This window comes from Dietzia sp. ANT_WB102 (genome assembly GCF_008369165.1).
Lineage (GTDB): Bacteria > Actinomycetota > Actinomycetes > Mycobacteriales > Mycobacteriaceae > Dietzia.
The window spans coordinates 1,000,310-1,016,887 of record NZ_VOBA01000001.1; the positions used below are offsets into that span (position 1 = coordinate 1,000,310).

18 protein-coding genes are annotated in these 16,578 nt (G+C 67.3%); 12 read left to right on the top strand and 6 right to left on the bottom strand.

Annotated features, from left to right (window positions below; all coding sequences use genetic code 11):
• The first annotated feature begins 40 nt into the window (after window positions 1-40).
• Entirely contained in the window at window positions 41-1,555 is a 1,515-nt protein-coding gene (locus tag FQ137_RS04600) for a SulP family inorganic anion transporter (RefSeq protein WP_149291339.1), read from the top strand.
• 89 nt (window positions 1,556-1,644) lie between these two features.
• On the opposite strand, the gene FQ137_RS04605 is transcribed toward FQ137_RS04600, so the two are convergent.
• Window positions 1,645-2,073: a pyridoxamine 5'-phosphate oxidase family protein gene (locus FQ137_RS04605; protein WP_149291340.1), complete on the bottom strand. Its 429-nt coding sequence runs from the start codon at window positions 2,071-2,073 to the stop codon at window positions 1,645-1,647.
• A 137-nt stretch (window positions 2,074-2,210) separates the two neighbouring features.
• Here FQ137_RS04605 and ectA point away from each other — a divergent pair, with 137 nt between their 5' ends.
• The 4 genes from ectA (at window position 2,211) to FQ137_RS04625 (ending at window position 5,599) form a co-directional block, all read left to right on the top strand.
• A complete protein-coding gene (gene ectA, locus FQ137_RS04610; RefSeq protein WP_255584102.1) occupies window positions 2,211-2,753 on the top strand; it encodes a diaminobutyrate acetyltransferase in 543 nt (180 codons plus the stop codon).
• 69 nt (window positions 2,754-2,822) lie between these two features.
• Complete coding sequence (gene ectB / locus FQ137_RS04615; RefSeq protein ID WP_149291342.1) at window positions 2,823-4,118, top strand: diaminobutyrate--2-oxoglutarate transaminase; 1,296 nt, start codon at window positions 2,823-2,825, stop codon at window positions 4,116-4,118.
• A 37-nt stretch (window positions 4,119-4,155) separates the two neighbouring features.
• Window positions 4,156-4,578 (top strand): ectoine synthase, encoded by a 423-nt coding sequence (locus tag FQ137_RS04620; RefSeq protein ID WP_149291343.1) that lies wholly within the window; start codon window positions 4,156-4,158, stop codon window positions 4,576-4,578.
• A gap of 187 nt (window positions 4,579-4,765) precedes the next feature.
• On the top strand, window positions 4,766-5,599 hold the full coding sequence (locus FQ137_RS04625) for a PIG-L family deacetylase (protein WP_149291344.1): 834 nt from the start codon (window positions 4,766-4,768) through the stop codon (window positions 5,597-5,599).
• Between the two features lie 32 nt (window positions 5,600-5,631).
• On the opposite strand, the gene FQ137_RS04630 is transcribed toward FQ137_RS04625, so the two are convergent.
• Window positions 5,632-6,639 (bottom strand): DUF2332 domain-containing protein, encoded by a 1,008-nt coding sequence (locus FQ137_RS04630; RefSeq protein ID WP_149291345.1) that lies wholly within the window; start codon window positions 6,637-6,639, stop codon window positions 5,632-5,634.
• A gap of 229 nt (window positions 6,640-6,868) precedes the next feature.
• Between FQ137_RS04630 and FQ137_RS04635 the strand changes: the two genes are divergently transcribed.
• The 5 genes from FQ137_RS04635 to FQ137_RS04655 are packed head-to-tail and all read left to right on the top strand — an operon-like array spanning window position 6,869 to window position 10,805.
• Window positions 6,869-7,939 (top strand): glutathione S-transferase family protein, encoded by a 1,071-nt coding sequence (locus tag FQ137_RS04635; RefSeq protein ID WP_149291346.1) that lies wholly within the window; start codon window positions 6,869-6,871, stop codon window positions 7,937-7,939.
• 30 nt (window positions 7,940-7,969) lie between these two features.
• Window positions 7,970-8,536, top strand: coding sequence for a GtrA family protein (locus FQ137_RS04640; RefSeq protein WP_149291347.1), 567 nt, complete (start codon window positions 7,970-7,972; stop codon window positions 8,534-8,536).
• Window positions 8,537-8,544: 8 nt separating this feature from the next.
• The gene (locus FQ137_RS04645) at window positions 8,545-9,318 is read left to right on the top strand and encodes a trimeric intracellular cation channel family protein (RefSeq protein ID WP_149291348.1); all 774 of its coding nucleotides are present in this window, start codon (window positions 8,545-8,547) and stop codon (window positions 9,316-9,318) included.
• A gap of 9 nt (window positions 9,319-9,327) precedes the next feature.
• Window positions 9,328-10,023 (top strand): hypothetical protein, encoded by a 696-nt coding sequence (locus FQ137_RS04650; protein WP_149291349.1) that lies wholly within the window; start codon window positions 9,328-9,330, stop codon window positions 10,021-10,023.
• A 59-nt stretch (window positions 10,024-10,082) separates the two neighbouring features.
• Window positions 10,083-10,805, top strand: a complete 723-nt coding sequence (locus FQ137_RS04655; protein ID WP_149291350.1) for a DNA-3-methyladenine glycosylase I — start codon at window positions 10,083-10,085, stop codon at window positions 10,803-10,805.
• A 10-nt stretch (window positions 10,806-10,815) separates the two neighbouring features.
• Here FQ137_RS04655 and FQ137_RS04660 read toward each other — a convergent pair whose 3' ends face one another.
• On the bottom strand, window positions 10,816-12,138 hold the full coding sequence (locus FQ137_RS04660; protein WP_149291351.1) for a glycoside hydrolase family 3 N-terminal domain-containing protein: 1,323 nt from the start codon (window positions 12,136-12,138) through the stop codon (window positions 10,816-10,818).
• Between the two features lie 549 nt (window positions 12,139-12,687).
• Between FQ137_RS04660 and FQ137_RS04665 the strand changes: the two genes are divergently transcribed.
• Entirely contained in the window at window positions 12,688-13,986 is a 1,299-nt protein-coding gene (locus tag FQ137_RS04665; RefSeq protein WP_149291352.1) for an APC family permease, read from the top strand.
• Window positions 13,983-15,086 (top strand): nitronate monooxygenase family protein, encoded by a 1,104-nt coding sequence (locus tag FQ137_RS04670; protein WP_149291353.1) that lies wholly within the window; start codon window positions 13,983-13,985, stop codon window positions 15,084-15,086. The genes FQ137_RS04665 and FQ137_RS04670 overlap by 4 nt, the downstream gene beginning before the upstream one ends.
• A gap of 18 nt (window positions 15,087-15,104) precedes the next feature.
• On the opposite strand, the gene FQ137_RS04675 is transcribed toward FQ137_RS04670, so the two are convergent.
• The 3 genes from FQ137_RS04675 to FQ137_RS15325 form a co-directional block, all read right to left on the bottom strand.
• Window positions 15,105-15,572: an SRPBCC family protein gene (locus FQ137_RS04675; RefSeq protein ID WP_149291354.1), complete on the bottom strand. Its 468-nt coding sequence runs from the start codon at window positions 15,570-15,572 to the stop codon at window positions 15,105-15,107.
• 140 nt (window positions 15,573-15,712) lie between these two features.
• A complete protein-coding gene (locus FQ137_RS15320) occupies window positions 15,713-15,871 on the bottom strand; it encodes a hypothetical protein (RefSeq protein WP_188064772.1) in 159 nt (52 codons plus the stop codon).
• A 357-nt stretch (window positions 15,872-16,228) separates the two neighbouring features.
• Window positions 16,229-16,384 carry a hypothetical protein gene (locus tag FQ137_RS15325; RefSeq protein WP_188064774.1) on the bottom strand — a complete coding sequence of 52 codons (156 nt, stop codon included), beginning with the start codon at window positions 16,382-16,384 and terminating at the stop codon, window positions 16,229-16,231.
• Between the last annotated feature and the right edge of the window lie 194 nt (window positions 16,385-16,578).

A 16,578-nucleotide genomic window follows, 5' to 3' on the forward strand; every position in this document is an offset into this window, starting at 1 on the left:
CTCACGCGACGTGAGGGTCTGACGACGACTGTAGGTGACGATGAGCGAGCAGTTCCCGATCGGCGTACTGGAGTCCTTCCGGGCCGCGTTCTCCTCCCCGGCGAGGTTGCGCACCGAGGTGCTGGCCGGTCTCGTGGTCGCGCTCGCGTTGATCCCGGAGGCGATCTCGTTCTCCATCCTGGCCGGGGTCGATCCCCGCGTCGGGCTGTTCGCCTCGGTGACGATGGCCGTGACCATCGCGTTCTCCGGCGGTCGTCCCGCCATGATCTCTGCCGCCACGGGCGCCATCGCCCTGGTGATCGCACCGGTCGTCGCCGACCACGGTCTCGACTACCTCATCGCCACCGTGCTGCTCGGCGGAGTGCTGCAGATCCTGCTCAGTCTGCTCGGCGTCGCCAAGCTGATGCGCTTCATCCCCCGCTCGGTCATGATCGGCTTCGTCAACGCTCTGGCCATCCTCATCTTCATGGCGCAGATCCCGCACCTGGTGGGCGTGCCATGGCTGGTGTATCCGCTGGTTGCGGCAGGAATCGTCATCATGGTGGGCTTCCCGCGCCTCACGACCGTGGTCCCGGCGCCGCTCATTGCCATCGTCGCGATCACGGCCGTCGTCCTGATGGTGGGCTGGTCAGTTCCCGACGTATCCGAACAGGGCGAGCTACCGACCTCCTTGCCGTCGTTGCTGTTCCCCGACGTCCCCCTGACGCTGGAGACACTCCAGATCATCGCCCCCTACGCGCTGGCGATGGCGCTTGTCGGACTGATGGAGTCCCTGATGACGGCGAAGCTCGTCGACGACATCACCGAGACCCACTCCGATAAGACCCGCGAGGGCCTGGGGCAGGGTGTGGCCAACCTCGTCACCGGCTTCTTCGGCGGGATGGGCGGCTGCGCGATGATCGGGCAGACGATGATCAACGTCAAGCAGTCCCGCGCGCGGACGCGGCTGTCCACCTTGCTCGCCGGAGTGTTCCTGCTCGTCCTCGTCGTCGTCCTGGGCGATGTCGTCGGCCTCATCCCCATGGCCGCGCTGGTCGCGGTGATGATCATGGTCTCCGTCGGCACGCTGGACTGGCATTCGATCCACCCACGCACACTGCGCCTCATGCCGCTGTCGGAGACACTCGTCATGCTGGTCACCGTCGCGGCGACCGTGTGGACGAGCAACTTGGCGATCGGCGTCGTGGCGGGCGTGCTCACCGCGATGGTGATGTTCGCGCGTCGTGTCGCGCGAATGACCACCGTGGAGAAGGTGGCGGAGCTCGATACCGACCACGACGGCGAGGTGGACACCCGCACCTACCGGGTCACGGGCGAACTTTTCTGGGCCTCCAGCAACGACCTCGTATACCAATTCGACTACTCCGGGGATCCCCAGAACGTGATCCTGGACCTCACCGACGCCGACATCTGGGACGCCTCCACCGTCGCGACGTTGGACGCCGTGCAGCAGAAGTACTCGGCCAAGGGCAAGACCCTGTCGGTAATTGGACTGGACGGCGCGAGCCAAGAGCGGCTCGACAAACTGTCAGGAAACCTCGGCGGGGGATTCTGACCGGCTGGCCGTCTGCTGTGTGATCCCGAGAGGCTCGGACAGGGTGCGTGATCCCGAGGGCCCGCTCCGCGGCGGGCGATCGGCGTGGATCAGTAGCCTGTGTAGCGTTTCGGTTCGTCTCCGAATGTAAAGCCTCGACCGGAGATCTCCTCCGGTGTGATCTCGACGAAGTTGTACTTCAAGGTCGGGACCCAGGGCTTGAGATCGAGCTCCTCGGCGCGGTTGATCTCGTCGAATCTGTCGAGTCGTCGCGCCGTGCCGCGGACGACGATCGACCATGCGTTGTCGTTCTCGATGTGGTCGACCTGGAACACAACGTCCGGATGGACGGTGATCCCGGCCAACTTGGTGCCTTCCGCAGTGCGGAAGAACAGCGTGCCTTCCGGGGACAAGGCGTAGTTGACGGGGAAGATCTCTGCCCGGCCGTCGGAGACGGTGACCAGGCGCCCCAAAGAGACCGTTCCGAGAAGCTCAAGGCTGCGAGCCTCGTCGAAACTCGTGATCGGGTTCGCGTCCATGGATCAATACTGGCACGGCGCGACCACCTTTGGAACCGATGGCGGGACATCCTCAGTGACCGACCTCACTCCCTATCGGCCACCTGCACACTCATCAGGAAATCAGGTAACGAAGTGGAGAAGGTGGATGCAACAATCTGAGGACGTCACTACGGTGGACACCGACTATGACCCCAGGAGAACGAGAAGTACCCCGTAACCCTGATTCGTCCGACGCGGTATTCCGGGTGCCCACGGCGGCCGACGGAACGCGCATGTGGGAGATCGCCCGTGACAGTGGCGTTCTCGACCTCAACTCCTCCTACGCCTATGTGCTGTGGGGGGCGGAGTTCTCAGAGAGCTCCGTCGTCGTGGAAGTCGAGGGCCGCGTCGTAGGCTTCGTCACCGGATTCATCCGCCCGTCCGAGCCGGACACGATCTTCGTATGGCAGGTCGGCGTAGACGCCGACCAACGCGGCAAGGGATTGGCGGCGCGACTGCTGCACCACCTCATGGACAGGCTCGCCGAGCGCGGAGTGGTGCGTCTACGGACCACCATCAGCCCGGACAATGAGGCCTCGCAGCGCACCTTCGGTGCCGTGGCCCGCGACCGCGGAATGACACTGTCCAACGAGGACTACCTGAGCTCCGAGCTACTCGGAGAAGGTCACGAGCAAGAAGACCTCTACACGATTTCCTAGATAAGGGCGCGCGGGCCGCCCGGCCCGCCACCGACGCCCGCCTCTTTACAAATGGAGTGATCTGAGACCATGACCGAGTCCACGCACGACACCAGCACCAACACGGACATCTTTTCCGACCGCGAGTCGGAGGTGCGTAGCTACTCGCGAAACTGGCCGGTGGTATTCGACACCGCCAAGGGCACGACGCTCAAGACCGTCGATGGGGACGAGTACCTCGACTTCTTCGGCGGCGCGGGCGCGCTGAACTACGGCCACAACGACGATGACATGAAGGCCGCCCTGCTGGAGTACATCCAGCGCGACGGCGTCACCCATTCGCTCGACAAGTACACGGTCGCCAAGCGCGCCTTCCTGGAGACCTTCAGTTCGACGATCCTCGAGCCGCGCGGACTGGACTACAAGGTGATGTTCCCCGGGCCGACCGGTACCAACGCTGTCGAGTCCGCGCTCAAGCTGGCCCGCAAGGTCACCGGCCGCGAGGCGATCATCAACTTCACCAACTCGTTCCACGGCATGACCCTGGGGTCGCTCTCGGTGACGGGTAACTCGATGAAGCGCGCCGGCGCCGGAATCCCGCTCGTCCACGCCACGCCGATGCCGTACGACAACTACTTCGGCGGCGTCACCGAGGACTTCCAGTGGATGGAGCGCGTGCTCGTGGACTCCGGCTCGGGCATGAACCGCCCCGCGGCCGTCATCGTCGAGTGCGTCCAGGGTGAGGGCGGCATCAACGCTGCTCGCGCCGAGTGGCTCCAGGCTCTCGACGAGCTGTGCAAGCGCCACGAGATTCTGTTGATCGTTGACGACGTCCAGATGGGCTGCGGCCGCACGGGCGAGTTCTTCTCGTTCGAGTTCGCGGGTATCAAGCCGGATATCGTCACCCTGTCCAAGTCGATCGGCGGCTACGGCTTGCCGCTGGCGGTCACCCTGTTCAACCGTGAGCTCGACGAGTGGACGCCGGGCGAGCACAACGGCACCTTCCGCGGCAACAACATGGCGTTCGTCACCGCCGAGCTGGCGCTGCGCAAGTACTGGTCGGACGACGAGTTGCAGAACAGGACCCTGGAGAACGGCCGCATCCTGCGCGAGCGCTTCTCCCCGCTGGTCTACAAGTACGAGGACAAGCTCGAGCTCCGTGGCCGCGGTATGGCGTTCGGCATCGCCTTCCTCGAGAAGCCGGAGCTGGCCGGACAGGTGATGGCCCGCTGCTTCGACAACAAGATGCTGGTCGAGACCGCCGGGCCGAGCGACGAGGTCGTCAAGTTCCTCGCCCCGCTCACCCTGACCGACGACGAGCGTGACCGCGGCATCGAGATCTGTTACGAGGCCGTCGACTACGTCCTCGCCCAGCAGTACGCCTGAGCCACAGACCACCACACCCTCGACGAGGAGGCACCGCATGATCGTTCGCACCACCGCAGAGATCACCGACACCGACCGCCACATCAAGGGCAACAACGGCAACTGGGAGTCCAAGCGGATCGTCCTGGCCGACGACCGCGTCGGGTTCTCGTTCCACGAGACCACCATCGCCGCCGGCACGACCAACGACTTCCACTACGCCAACCACATCGAGGCCGTCTGGCTGACCCGCGGTAAGGGCACGCTCCGTGACCTCACCAACAACAAGGAGTACCCGCTCGAGGCGGGCTCCATGTATCTGCTCGACGGGCACGAGAAGCACCAGGTCATCGTGGAGGAGGAGATGCAGATGCTCTGCGTTTTCAACCCCCCGGTCGTCGGCGACGAGAACCATGACGAGAACGGCATCTACCCGCTCCTGCGTCTGCAGGACGACGGCACGGTCGTTCGCGAGAAGTAACACCCGGGTGCCCCGACGGGCACATGCGGGCACAAGGGGGCATCCCCACTCACTCCCCGGTCGGATTCGTTCAGTGCGAGCGAAACCGTCCGGGGAGTCGTGCGTCGTGCGTTGTCCGGCAGCGTCGACAGTCGTGCCGATTTGGTTGCGACGAGCGTCCGGGCGCCGGGAGGGGCAGAATGTCCAGGTGTCTACGATCGTGTTTCTCCACGCCCACCCCGATGACGAGACTTCTCAGACCGCGGGGATGATGGCGCTGGCCTCCCGCGAGGGCCATCGTGTGGTGACGGTGTTCGCCACGGACGGTGATCACGGCGAGCGTCCCGATCACCTCGGGCCGGATGGCGACCTGGTCGAGCACCGGCGCGGGGAGGCCCGGGCAGCGGCGGCAGTGTTGGGTGCCGCCCGGATCGACTGGCTGGGATACCGCGACTCGGGGATGACCGGGTGGGAACAAAATGATGATCCGCGGTGCCTCCACGGCGCCGACGTCGACGAGGCCGCGGCCCGGGTGGCGCGGATCCTCGACCGCGAGAACGCCGATGTCCTCGTGGGTTATGACTACCACGGAAACTACGGGCACCCCGACCACATCGCGGTGCATCGGATCGCGCGCCGCGCGGTGGAACTGGCCGCGCACCGCCCCCGCCTGCTCGAGGCGACGACTAACCGGGACGCCCAACTCGAGATGATCGACAGCCCCGAGGCGGTGGCGTTCTTGGAAACTCTCGCGGCCGGCGGGATGACGATGGACGTCGAGCAGCTGCGCACGATGATCCTCACGGGCGATGACGGCCTGCCGGTCGGGGTCGCGGAATCGGAGATCGCGTGGGCGATCGACCTGCCGGGGGACGTGATCGACCTCAAGCGCAGTGCGATGCAGTGCCACGCCAGTCAGACCAGCGACATCGGCATGATGCTCGCCCTCCCGCCGGAGGTGTACGCGCTGTCCTTCGGCACCGAGTACCTCATCGACCCCGGTACGGACGAGCCGATGCGCCGTGGGTGGCCGTTCGGCTAAGCGCGGTTGGACAGGACGATCAGGCCGGAAGGTCAGGGCATGTCGAGGGCGCGGACCCAGTCGCCGTGGCCGTGCGCCGTGGCGAGGGGGCGACCGTTGACGGCGACGACGAAGATGCCCTTGTGTCGACGGATCGATGCCGGGACCTGCTCGGCGACGTCGGGCAGGAGTGTCACTCCCTCGACCGAGATCCACACACAATCCAGCTCGGTGACCCGGCGGACGAACTCTGTGCGGGCCGGGGGCTCGAGGTAGCCGAGCACCGCGGTGTGGAAGACCACCGGCGTGGATCCCGCGGGACAGGCGGCGACGGAAGTTTCCAGGTTCTCGACCAGATCGCCGGCGATGATCTGGGGCGGGTCGGCGGCGGCAATATCGAGGGCGGCCTCCAGGCGCGGTCCGCGCTCGGCGTGCTGCCCGGGCCAGATGAGGCTCTGCAGCCAGGCGCGTGAGCTGGTGTCGGCGGGGTCGATGGGGGACAGGTCGACGCCACCCCGGTGGACGACCTCCGGAAGCGAACGGGGCAGGGGCACGCCGTCGCGCAGGTCGCAGTCCAGCACGGGGGGAAGTCCACCGGCGCCGGTGGGGCGTAGTTCGCGGGGGTTCCCGCCGTCGAGCGTGTACTGGTAGGCGTAGCGGTCCGGGTACAGGCACAGCCCGGCAGAGGCCCCCATCTCCACCAGCGAGAGCGGCCCGGGGAGTAGGGACAGGAACGGCAGGAGCACTGCGCAGCGCTTGGCCTCGTTGGTCTGGGTGGAGTGGGTGAGCACGATCTGCTCGATGTCCAACCAGTGGGCGTGGACGAACTCGCGGAAGGCCGTGTAGTCCTCGGTCTCTGGTGCGCCGGCGTGCCTGGCGGAGGCGAAGAACAGGGCCGGTTGGCGCTTGATCCGTGGCAGCGACGCGATGAGTGCGCTGGTGTCGGGGTCGTCGGCGATGCCGCGGGCCCAGGCGAGATAGACCGGGGTGCGTTGACGGACCTCGAACTCGGCGAAATCCGAGTAGCGGGTCGGGACGTCGTCGACGTGCGCGGAGTCCATGTCCCCAGCGTGGCACACCCCGGGGGCCGCAGGTAGGTGGAGTCACTCAGTCATCGGGGCGGGGGAAATCACCTGGCGCAATGCTGACCGCAGTGACTCCACGGGGGAACGGCACCACCCCGCGGTTTCTGCCTCTCGCCGCTGATCGTCCTGAAGGCTGGCCGAGACAGACCCGAGCGGGTATATTGGTGACGTATCAATAAAATGACGCCGAATCCTGGAGGCCCCCATTTCTACCGACTCCGACTTCACGCCCGCCAAGAACGCCTCGACCGACGGTGAATTCGTCCGCGACGCCACCTACATCAACGACCGCGTGGTGGCGGAGGTGCCGGCCGGGTCAGACCCGGTGGGGGACACGATAGGTGAGATGCGCTGGCCGGTGGAGGCCGGTCGTTATCGGCTCATGGCGGCCCGTGCCTGCCCGTGGGCTAGTCGCACGATCATCGTGCGCCGCTTGATGGGGCTCGAGGACGCCATCTCGATGGGCCTCGCGGGCCCTACCCACGACGTCAATTCCTGGGTGTTTGACCTCGACCCGGATGAGAAGGACCCGGTCACCGGCCTGCACCGCCTGCAGGAGGCCTACTTCAACCGGATCCCTGATTACCCGCGCGGCATCACGGTGCCAGCGCTTGTCGACCTGCCGACGAAGTCCGTTGTCACCAACGCCTTCGAGAAGCTGAACTTCGACCTCCTCAACGAGTGGACGGCCTTCCATCGCGACGGCGCCCCGGACCTGTACCCGGAGAAGCATCGCGACGAGATCGACGAGCTGGACTCGTGGGTCTACCCCACGGTCAACAACGGCGTCTACCGCAGTGGCTTCGCCGCCGAGCAGGGTGCGTACGAAACGGCCTACGACGAACTGTGGGCCTCCCTGGACCGTCTCGAGGAGAGGCTGTCCACGCGCCGCTACCTCGTCGGTGACACGATCACTGTCGCGGACATTCGCCTGTTCACCACGCTGGTCCGCTTCGATGCGGTCTACCACGGCCACTTCAAGGCCAACCGCAGCAAGATCAGCGAGATGCCGGCGCTGTGGGGTTACCTGCGTGACCTGTTCCAAACCCCCGGTTTCGGCGACACCTGCGACTTCCCGCAGATCAAGGAGCACTACTACAACGTCCACCGGGACGTTAACCCCACCGGCGTGGTCCCCAAGGGTCCGGACCTGTCCGGGCTGCTCACGCCACACCACCGCGAGGAGCTGGGCGGCTGCCCGTTCGGGGACGGAACCGCACCCGGGCCCATCGCCAACCCGGCGGAACGCGTCCCCGAGGGGCATGGCGCGGTCTGACAGACGAGTTAACGCCTAGACTCATCGCCTGTGAACCCAGCCCCCGTCGAACTCGGCCGCTACCGTCGTGGTGCCCGGCAATTCATCATGTTCGGCATCGTCGGCGGCTCCGGCATGGTCGTCAACATGATCGTCACGGTCCTGATGAACAAGGCCAACGGCGGGACGCAGAACGCCCAGGACATCCTGTTTCCCCTCGCGGGGACGGAGTTCAACTTCCGGTTCACCACGCTCGTGTGGGTGGTGGCGTTCTTCGTGGCGAACGTCTACAACTTCCTACTCAACCGGCACTGGACGTTCGGCAAGGGGCACAAGGCGCCGGCCTGGCAGGAATTCTGGCCGTTCCTCGTGGTGGGATCGGTGGCCGCAGCCGCGGGCATCTTCATCAAGCTCGCGTTCACCAACCCCACCAGCCCCCTCTATCTGCAGGAACCGTTCTGGCATGAAGACGCGGGGATCCACTCCCGGGAGTACTGGAGCCAGCTGCTGACGATCCTCATCACGATGCCGATCAACTTCGTCGTCAACAAGCTCTGGACGTTCCGCGCGGTGCGTAACCGTCACCACGCACGTTCCATGGCCGACGCAGTGATCTAGGCAAAACCGTGGAGACCTCACCGCTGCTCCTGGTGTTCGACCTGTTGGGCGTGTTCTTCTTCGCACTGTCCGGCAATCTGCTGGCGGCGCGCAAGGACATCGACATCACCGGCGGCTTGGTGCTGGGGCTGCTCGCCGGTCTCGGCGGCGGCATCATCCGCGACGCCCTGCTGGGGGTCACACCACTGGCGCTGGCGCAGCCCGTCTATCTCGTCCCGCCGGTGGCCGCGGCGGTGGTCGTGTACCTGATCGGGTCGCATATCCACCGCGTGCAGACGCTGATCGTGGCCCTCGACGCCGCCGGCCTCGGGCTGTTCTGCACCTTCGGCACGGCGCGGGCGCTGGACCACGGGATGCCGGTCGCGTCGGCGCTGCTGCTCGGGGTGGTCACGGCGGTCGGTGGCGGGTTGATGCGCGACGTGGTGGCCAACGAGATCCCCGCGGTGTTCAGCGGCTCCAACCTGTACGTCGTCCCAGCGGCGACCGGTGCCGCGTTGACCGCCGTCGCCGTCGGGACGGACACGTGGGGGCCGGTCACGGCGACCGTGCTGCCCTGCCTCGTGTTCGCCTTCCGCATGGTCGCCTGGAGCAGACAGTGGAGTGTCCCGGCTCCTGTGCGCAGTTGGACGGTGCGGGACCTCGACGTGCTCCGGCGCCGGGATCGGTCGGTGTTCGGCCGTCCACGCCGGGAGCAGGGCTTCGACGACGACGAGGACCGCGGCCCCGGAGACGAGGTCGACCCCGGCGGCAGCCGAGGCTTCCGGCCGGACCGGCGTCGGTAGGGTTGCCCGGTGCAGTACTACCTCAGCCTGCTGGGCTTCGCGGCGATCGACTCGGTCAACCTCCTGGCCTTCGCCGTCATCGCGGGGCTGTGGCTGACCTCGGCCGGCCGCGGTGTTCCGTTCGCTCCCCGGGCCGCCCGGTTCACCGGCGGCGCATTCTGCGGCATCGTGCTGCTCTCGCTGATCTCCGTGTGGGTGATCGGCAACAACCAGGAGTTCGTCCGCGGGCTGTTCTACAACCTGTGGGCGATGGTCGCGCTGGGAGTGGTCGGCCTCGTTATCACCGTCCTCGGGCTGCGCCGCCCGGCCGAGGCCAAGGAGGACAGTGTCGAGGCGCCACTCACCCAGAACGTTCTGCAGAAGTTCGGGATCATGGCCACGGGCGTCGCGCTGGGCGTCATCCAGTCCGGGACGTCGGCGCCGTTCGCGGCCGGGATGGTGCTCATATCCTTCGCCGAATCCCCGTGGTGGTCCCAGCTGCTGCAGATCCTGTTCTTCGCGATCATCGCGGTCCTGCCCAGCGCCGCGTTGATCGTGGCGCTGTCGCGGGTCCGCTCGGGTGGGATCGGCGCGGCCACCCGCCGGATCGACCGGTTCCTGTCCTACGGCCGCGTGGCCGGGCGGGTGCTCACGCTGGTGGTGGGCGTGGCGCTGGTGGTTCTGGCAGTGGTGCGGGTCGTCCAGCTCACCGGCGTGCTGTCGTAGCGCGCTTTTAGGGTGACGACGACCACCACTCGGGTGGTCCGACGAACTCGGGAGACACCATGCAGACTCACAATTCCGACACCGCGCCCACCGACACCGCGCCCACCGCCACCACACCCACCGCCACCACACCCACCGCCACCACACCCACCGCCACCACACCCACCGCTACCGCGCCCAGCGGCGCCGTTTTGTGCGAGGACGGGTTGATTCGGCCCTCGTGGGCGGCTCGCGACCCACTACTGCGGGAGTACTACGACACCGAGTGGGGTATGCCCGTCTACGACGAGGCCGGCCTGTTCGAGCGGCTGGTCCTCGAGGGATTCCAATCCGGGCTCAGCTGGGTGACGATTTTGCGCAAGCGCCCGGCCTTCCGGGAGGTGTTCGCCGGGTTCTCCCCGGACGCCGTCGCCGCTTTCACAGAAGCCGACGTCGCCCGGCTTATGGCAGACGAGCGGATCGTGCGAAACCGCCGCAAGATCGACGCCGCCATCACCAACGCCCGGGCCGTGGTCGCGCTGCGCTCCGACGGCGGGCTGGCGGAGCTGATCTGGTCATACCGGCCGGAGACCACGCCGGAGCCGCGGATAATGGACGAGGTGCCCACGCGATCGCCGGAGTCGGAGGCGCTCGCCAAGGAGCTCAAGCGGCGGGGCTTCAGCTTTGTGGGGCCGGTGACGATCTTCGCGCTGATGGAGGCCATCGGGGTGATCGATACTCACCTGGTGGACTCGCACCGCCGCGGGACCTCGGGCGTGTGGACGGGCACGGGCACGACCTGAACCCGGGCAGCTAGCGCGGCGCAGGGGCCAGCTCAGTCAGCCCTGGCGGCGCTGGAAGAAATGGCAGATCGGCGCGGGGCGGCAGAGTGGGCAGGTCGGCGGCCAGGGGACCGGCTTCGTCGACCTGCCCGGTGACGGGTCCGCCCAGGCACCCGGGGATCCCGCGCACTGCGGCCATGCGGGCGAGCGAGCGGTCGAGGTCGACCCGGCTCAGTGCGCCGACGCCCAGGGCATGCTCGACCGCGTCCAATGCCTCATTGATCCCGGCCGTCGTGATCCACAGCGGCGAGTCGGCCCCCGCGACTAGCGACTCGGCAACAGCCTGGGGCAGCGGGAAGGCGTCGGTGACCGCGCGCATGCCGGACAGGTCGTCGGTGAAGATCGGGCCGTCGAAGGGTGGCGCGCCGTAGCCTCGTCCGTCGCGGAGCAGACGGTACGCGGCGGGGGAGAGCGAGGCGGGTCGGTCCAGCCCGGTGAGGCCGGGCACCTGCTGGTGGCCCAGCATCATCCCGGCGCCAGGGGTCACGGCGAGCTCCGCGAAGGGGTGTAGGTCGTAGGGCACGAGCTGGTCCAGGGGCGGCACGGTCACCGTCTGGAGATGGCTGTCGCCGGAGGATCGGCCGTGGCCGGGGAAGTGTTTGAAGACCGGGGTGATGCCTGCGTCCTGCAGGCCGTTCGAGAATGCGCGAGCGTAACTGACGACGCGTGCGGGGTCAGGGGAGAAGGAGCGGTCACCGATCACCGCGTTGTCCGGTTGTTCGGAGACGTCGAGGGACGGCGCGAAGTCCACGGTCACGCCCATCCCCCGCAGGAACTCGCCGCGGGCGCGGGCCGCTGCCCGCACCTCCTCGGGACTCATCGTGGCCGCCATGACCCGCGCGGACGGCAGCGGGCCGGCGAAGGGGGAGATGCGGGACACGCGCCCGCCCTCCTCATCAATCGCCACCAGGAGCGGCAGCGGCGAGTCGCGCTGAAGTTGTGCGAGCCCGTCGCCCGAGACGACCTCGCCTACGACATCGCCGCCGAGGAAGATGCCACCGATCTTGAACTGCTCCACCGCGCTGCGAGCATCGGCCACGGAGCTCACGCCGACTGTGAACAGCTGCGCGATCCGCTCCCGTTGGGTGAGCCGATCGAGCGGCGACTCGCACGGCGGCGCCGGTGGCGGCTCCGGTGCGGCGGCTACGGACGGTGCGCCGGCCGCGGTGTCGGAGATGATGTCCGAGCTGGCGGAGGAGGCTTGCTCCGCTGGCTCGCCGCCCGAGCACCCGGCCAATGCCATTCCGGTGATCAGGACGGTGGCCGCCACGCGGAATCGATGGGCGAAGGACACGGACTCCAATGTATCCGCCCGAGTGGGCCCTAGCGTTCTGGCTAGTCCCAACTGCGGGTAGGCGGTGCGGTTCGCGCTCGGGCTGGAAGTGGATTACGTGGCGACGTGTGTCTGACTGGCGTCGAGGACCGACCCGTACACCTCTCGCATCAGAGCCTCAGGATCGTAGCCGTAGTTACTGAGCAACTCTTCGTCGGTCCAGCGCGACTCCACAGTCGGGTAACTCCTCTCGAATGGCGGACTGATGGTGTTGGTGCAAACATCTGTCGGCCTTTATACCGAAGGCGTAGCGAGCTGTCAGGCGACGCTGGGAAACCGCTCCATTACCGAGGGCGCGTTCGCCGCAGCGCCAGGCGGGTCAGCGGCCGGTCATCTCGCTGCCGAATCCAGCCAGGTCATTCCTCCCCTCGCGCCGAATTTGGTGTGCCAAGTCATACATAAGTCCTCAAGGTGCATTCATGGCCGGGGCGTGTCCACGGGTTGTGGGGCTTCGACCGGGTGAGGTGTCCAATTCACCTGCTGGCCATCCTGGCCTGCGATGGTGACGCAGTGACGTCGACTCTCGATCGCAGGCTGGGGCTGTCCGACGCCGTCGTCGTGGGACTCGGCGCGATGATCGGCGCCGGTGTGTTCACCGCGTTCGCGCCGGCTGCGGCCCGGGCAGGCTCGCTCGTGTGGGTCTCGTTGGCGGTGGCCGCGGTGGTGGCCTTGTGCAATGCGCTGTCGTCGGCCCGGTTGGCGGCCCAGTTCCCCTCAGCGGGAGGGACGTACGTTTACGGGCGCGAACTCCTCGGGCCGTTGCCTGGATTCCTCGCCGGGTGGGGCTTCGTGGTGGGCAAGACCGCATCCTGCGCCGCGATGGCGCTGACCGCCGGCCTTTACATCTGGCCGCACCACGCCAACCTCGTGGCGGCCGCGGCGGTGCTCACGCTGACGATTCTTTCTGTGCTCGGGGTGCAGCGGACCGCCACCGCATCGAAGGTGATGGTCGGAATCGTTTTGGCGGTCCTGGCAGTGTTCGTCGTGGTGGCGTTGGTGGCGGGGCCCGTCACCTCGGGGCCGGGGGCGGTAGCGCCTCCCGTCGACGGCAAGTCGGTGCCCGCCCGGCTCCTCGGCATCCTCGGGGGTGCCGGGTTCTGCTTCTTCGCCTTTGCCGGGTACGCCCGCATTGCCACTCTCGGCGAGGAGGTGCGTGAACCCGCCCGCACGATCCCCCGGGCGGTCGTCGTGGCGCTCAGCGTAGTGATCGTGGTCTACGCCTTGGTGCTGGCCACCACGGTGCACGTGCTCGGGGTGGGTGGTGTGGCCGAGAGCGCCGCACCGGTGCTCCACGCGGCCGAACGGATCGATGATGGGCGGGGTGACGGTGGGGTACTCGCCGCACTGGTCCGGATCGCAGCCGGGATCGCCGCACTCGGCGCGTTGCTCGGCGGAGTTCTCGGAGTCTCGCGCACGACCCTGGCGATGGCCCGCGACCGGCACCTGCCCGAGCCAATGGCGGCCGTGCACCCCTCCACTCGGACGCCGGTCGTTGCCGAGATCTGCGTGGGCGTGCTGGTGACTGTGATCGTCCTGGTCGCAGACGTGCGACAGGCGATCGGGTTCTCCTCGTTCGCCGTGTTGATCTACTACCTCGTCGCGAACGTCGCGGCGCTGCGCCTTGACCGTCAGCGTCGGAGACTGCCGGCGTGGGTGCCGGTGCTCGGGGCGATCGGATGCGTGGTGGTCGCGGGGAGCCTGCCCTGGCGGTCGGTGTTCGATGGTGTCGTCGTCTTTGCCGTTGGGGGCGCGGTGTACGCCGTGACTCGTCGCCGGGCGGTGAAGCCGGGCGTAGCGTCGCAGGCATGAACGAACACCAGACCCAGTCCGACCAGCCCCGCCTGCTCCCGGCCCACTTGCGCCGCGCCGTGATCGGGGCGCCGATGGCCGGCGGGCCCACGACGCCGGAGCTCATTGCCGCGGTCGGTGAGGCGGGTGGGCTCGCGATGATCGGCTCCGGTTACCTCGACGCCGCCGGCACCCGGGCGGAGATCGCGCGCGTTCGTGAGTTGACCGACGCGCTGTTCGGCGTCAACGTCTTCCTGCTGGACCGCGCCGACTCCGATGCCGCCCTTGCTGCGGCAGGTGGGCCGGACGCGGTCGCCCGCTACGCGGCCGCGATCGGGCCGGTCGCGCAGCGGTTGAGGGTCGACCTCTCGCGGGACCCGCAGTTCACCGACTTCGATCAGGACGCCACACTGGCCGCCCTGGTCGCCGATCCTGTCGCGGTGGTCTCGTTCACCTTCGGAATCCCGGGGGCCGACGTCGTGCGGGCGCTGCAGGAGGTGGGGTCGGCGGTGGTCGTCACCGTCGCGAGTGTCGCCGACGCCCGCCGGGCGGTCGAGGTGGGTGCGGACTGGCTGTCGGTGCAGAGCGCCGAGGCGGGCGGGCACCGGTCGACGACGACGGTCGGGGAGGAGCCCGACAACATCACCACAGTGGCGTTGGTGCGGGCAGTCCGCGAGGCACTGCCGCAGGTGCCGTTCGTCGCCGCTGGCGGGATCGCGACGCCGGACGACGTAGCCGCGGCGCTGGTCGCCGGGGCGGACGGCGTGCAACTGGGCACCGTGCTGCTGCGCACCCCGGAGGCGGGCACGAGCGCTCTGCACCGGGCCGCGCTTGCCGACCCCCGGTTCACCGAGTCCCGGCCGACCCGGTGCTACACCGGCCGCTATGCCCGGGCGCTGGTCAACGAGTTCGTCGCCGAGTTCGATGCGGTCGCACCGGCGGCCTACCCGCACCTGCATCTGCTCACCGGGCCGATGCGCAAGGCGGCCGCGCAGGCCGGGGACGTGGAGGTTCCGCCGCTGTGGGCAGGCTCGCAGTGGCGGGCCGCCGACGCCTACGCGGATCGTCCGGCGGCAGAGGTCGTCGCGGAGTTGTGGGATTCGGCGACGACGACAACCTGAGTTATCAACTGGCTGCGGTCAGGTGGCGCTGGCCCGCCGTTCGGCCTCGGTGGCGATGTCCGCGAGGTCCTGCTCCATCGTCTTGCGTGTCGCCTTCTCAGCCAAGCGACCGAAGAGTGCCATTACGACTCGGGACACTGCGGGAGCGTGCGTGGTTTCGGCGCCGAATTGCATCCGCAGGGTCGAGCCACCGTCCGCGTCCGGGGTGATGGTGAAGACGGTCTTGTACTCGGTCCCGCCGTTTTCGGCGACGATAGTGGTGGAATGCGGCGGCTCGGAGGTCAGCACCATCATGTCCTCTGTGGCCTTCATCCCGAACATCTTGCGGGTTTCGCGCCAGCGCAAGCCGGGCTGGTACGGGCCGGGCGTGAGTATCTCGACCGCCTGCACCCCGCTGAGCGTGCGATGCGCCTCCGGGATGTCGGTGAGCACGGCCCAGACGTCGTCGGGGCTGGCGGCGACATGGAGGGACAGGTCGAGGTGCATGGCCCGAGAGTACCGCCAGCGCTGATGTCGCGGCCCCGGGAAATGCGGAAACCGGCCCCCGCTGAATCGGAAGCCGGTTTCGCGTGGTGCGCGGGTCAACCAGAGGTCAACCCGAGCGATGCGCCGTCAGGCGCGTCAGCTCAGGAACCGAGGGTCTCGGTGACCTTCGAGACAAGGCCGCCGATGAAGCCGAGGACGTCGGCGAACAGGCCCGCGCCACCGTCGACGATGTCGGAGCCGGTGTTAACAGCGTCGGAACCGGTGGCGAGACCGGGGAGGAAAGTTTCGATGGAACCCATGTGATGGTCCTTTCGTCATGGGCGGCGCGGGTGCGCCGCTCGGTGCAGTGAAATTCTCGGCACGCCATAGGGCCAGCCGAGAACTCCAGACAGGACGTTACGGGTGAGTTCCGACAACGTCATCCATAGGTACGGAAAGAAAGCAGAAACCGGGCACGGAAATCTTTATCTGGGCACTTGAGAGCGAGGAATGATATTCATGTGAGATACGCCTCACGTCGCAAGGGTCCTGGCGGTGGTCGTTAGCTATGGCTGTTTACTTGAAATGCATTGCGCCGGCACCCGCCCCGAAGGGTGGATGCCGGCGCAATGAGAACCGGTCAGCGGGCTAGCCCGCTAGTTGGTCAGAAGCTCAAATCACTCACCGATGATGGAGCCCGAGATGACGTCGTAGACGTTGTTGGCGGCGTCCGAGCCGGTGGTAAGGAAGCCCTCGGCGGCGGTCGAGCCAGCGGAGACGAAGCCGTCGAAGATGCTGAAGATGTTGGCGATGATATCGGAGACGGAACCCATTTGGGAACCCCTTTCGTTAGTGGCGACGCCTTGTGCGTCGCTGCGTGGTGCAGTCCTGCTTACGGACTCGTGAAGTTCATCTCGAACTCGTCACCGAACGTTACTAACGGGGTCCACATCGTCACTTGGAGAAGCATTTTTGCCCGCAATGTCGGATGGATAACAACTTATTGTCGCAGCTAAGTGTGCCCCAT

Excerpts from the sequence above, each read along its gene's own strand:
- FQ137_RS04675 (WP_149291354.1), bottom strand. The coding sequence starts at position 15,572 with ATGCACCTCGACCTGTCCCTCCATGTCGCCGCCAGCCCCGACGACGTC.
- FQ137_RS04655 (WP_149291350.1), top strand. The coding sequence starts at position 10,083 with ATGCAGACTCACAATTCCGACACCGCGCCCACCGACACCGCGCCCACC.
- ectB (WP_149291342.1), top strand. The coding sequence starts at position 2,823 with ATGACCGAGTCCACGCACGACACCAGCACCAACACGGACATCTTTTCC.
- FQ137_RS15325 (WP_188064774.1), bottom strand. The coding sequence starts at position 16,384 with ATGGGTTCCGTCTCCGATATCATCGCCAACATCTTCAGCATCTTCGAC.
- FQ137_RS04630 (WP_149291345.1), bottom strand. The coding sequence starts at position 6,639 with ATGGACTCCGCGCACGTCGACGACGTCCCGACCCGCTACTCGGATTTC.
- FQ137_RS04620 (WP_149291343.1), top strand. The coding sequence starts at position 4,156 with ATGATCGTTCGCACCACCGCAGAGATCACCGACACCGACCGCCACATC.
- FQ137_RS15320 (WP_188064772.1), bottom strand. The coding sequence starts at position 15,871 with ATGGGTTCCATCGAAACTTTCCTCCCCGGTCTCGCCACCGGTTCCGAC.
- FQ137_RS04600 (WP_149291339.1), top strand. The coding sequence starts at position 41 with ATGAGCGAGCAGTTCCCGATCGGCGTACTGGAGTCCTTCCGGGCCGCG.
- FQ137_RS04605 (WP_149291340.1), bottom strand. The coding sequence starts at position 2,073 with ATGGACGCGAACCCGATCACGAGTTTCGACGAGGCTCGCAGCCTTGAG.
- FQ137_RS04670 (WP_149291353.1), top strand. The coding sequence starts at position 13,983 with ATGAACGAACACCAGACCCAGTCCGACCAGCCCCGCCTGCTCCCGGCC.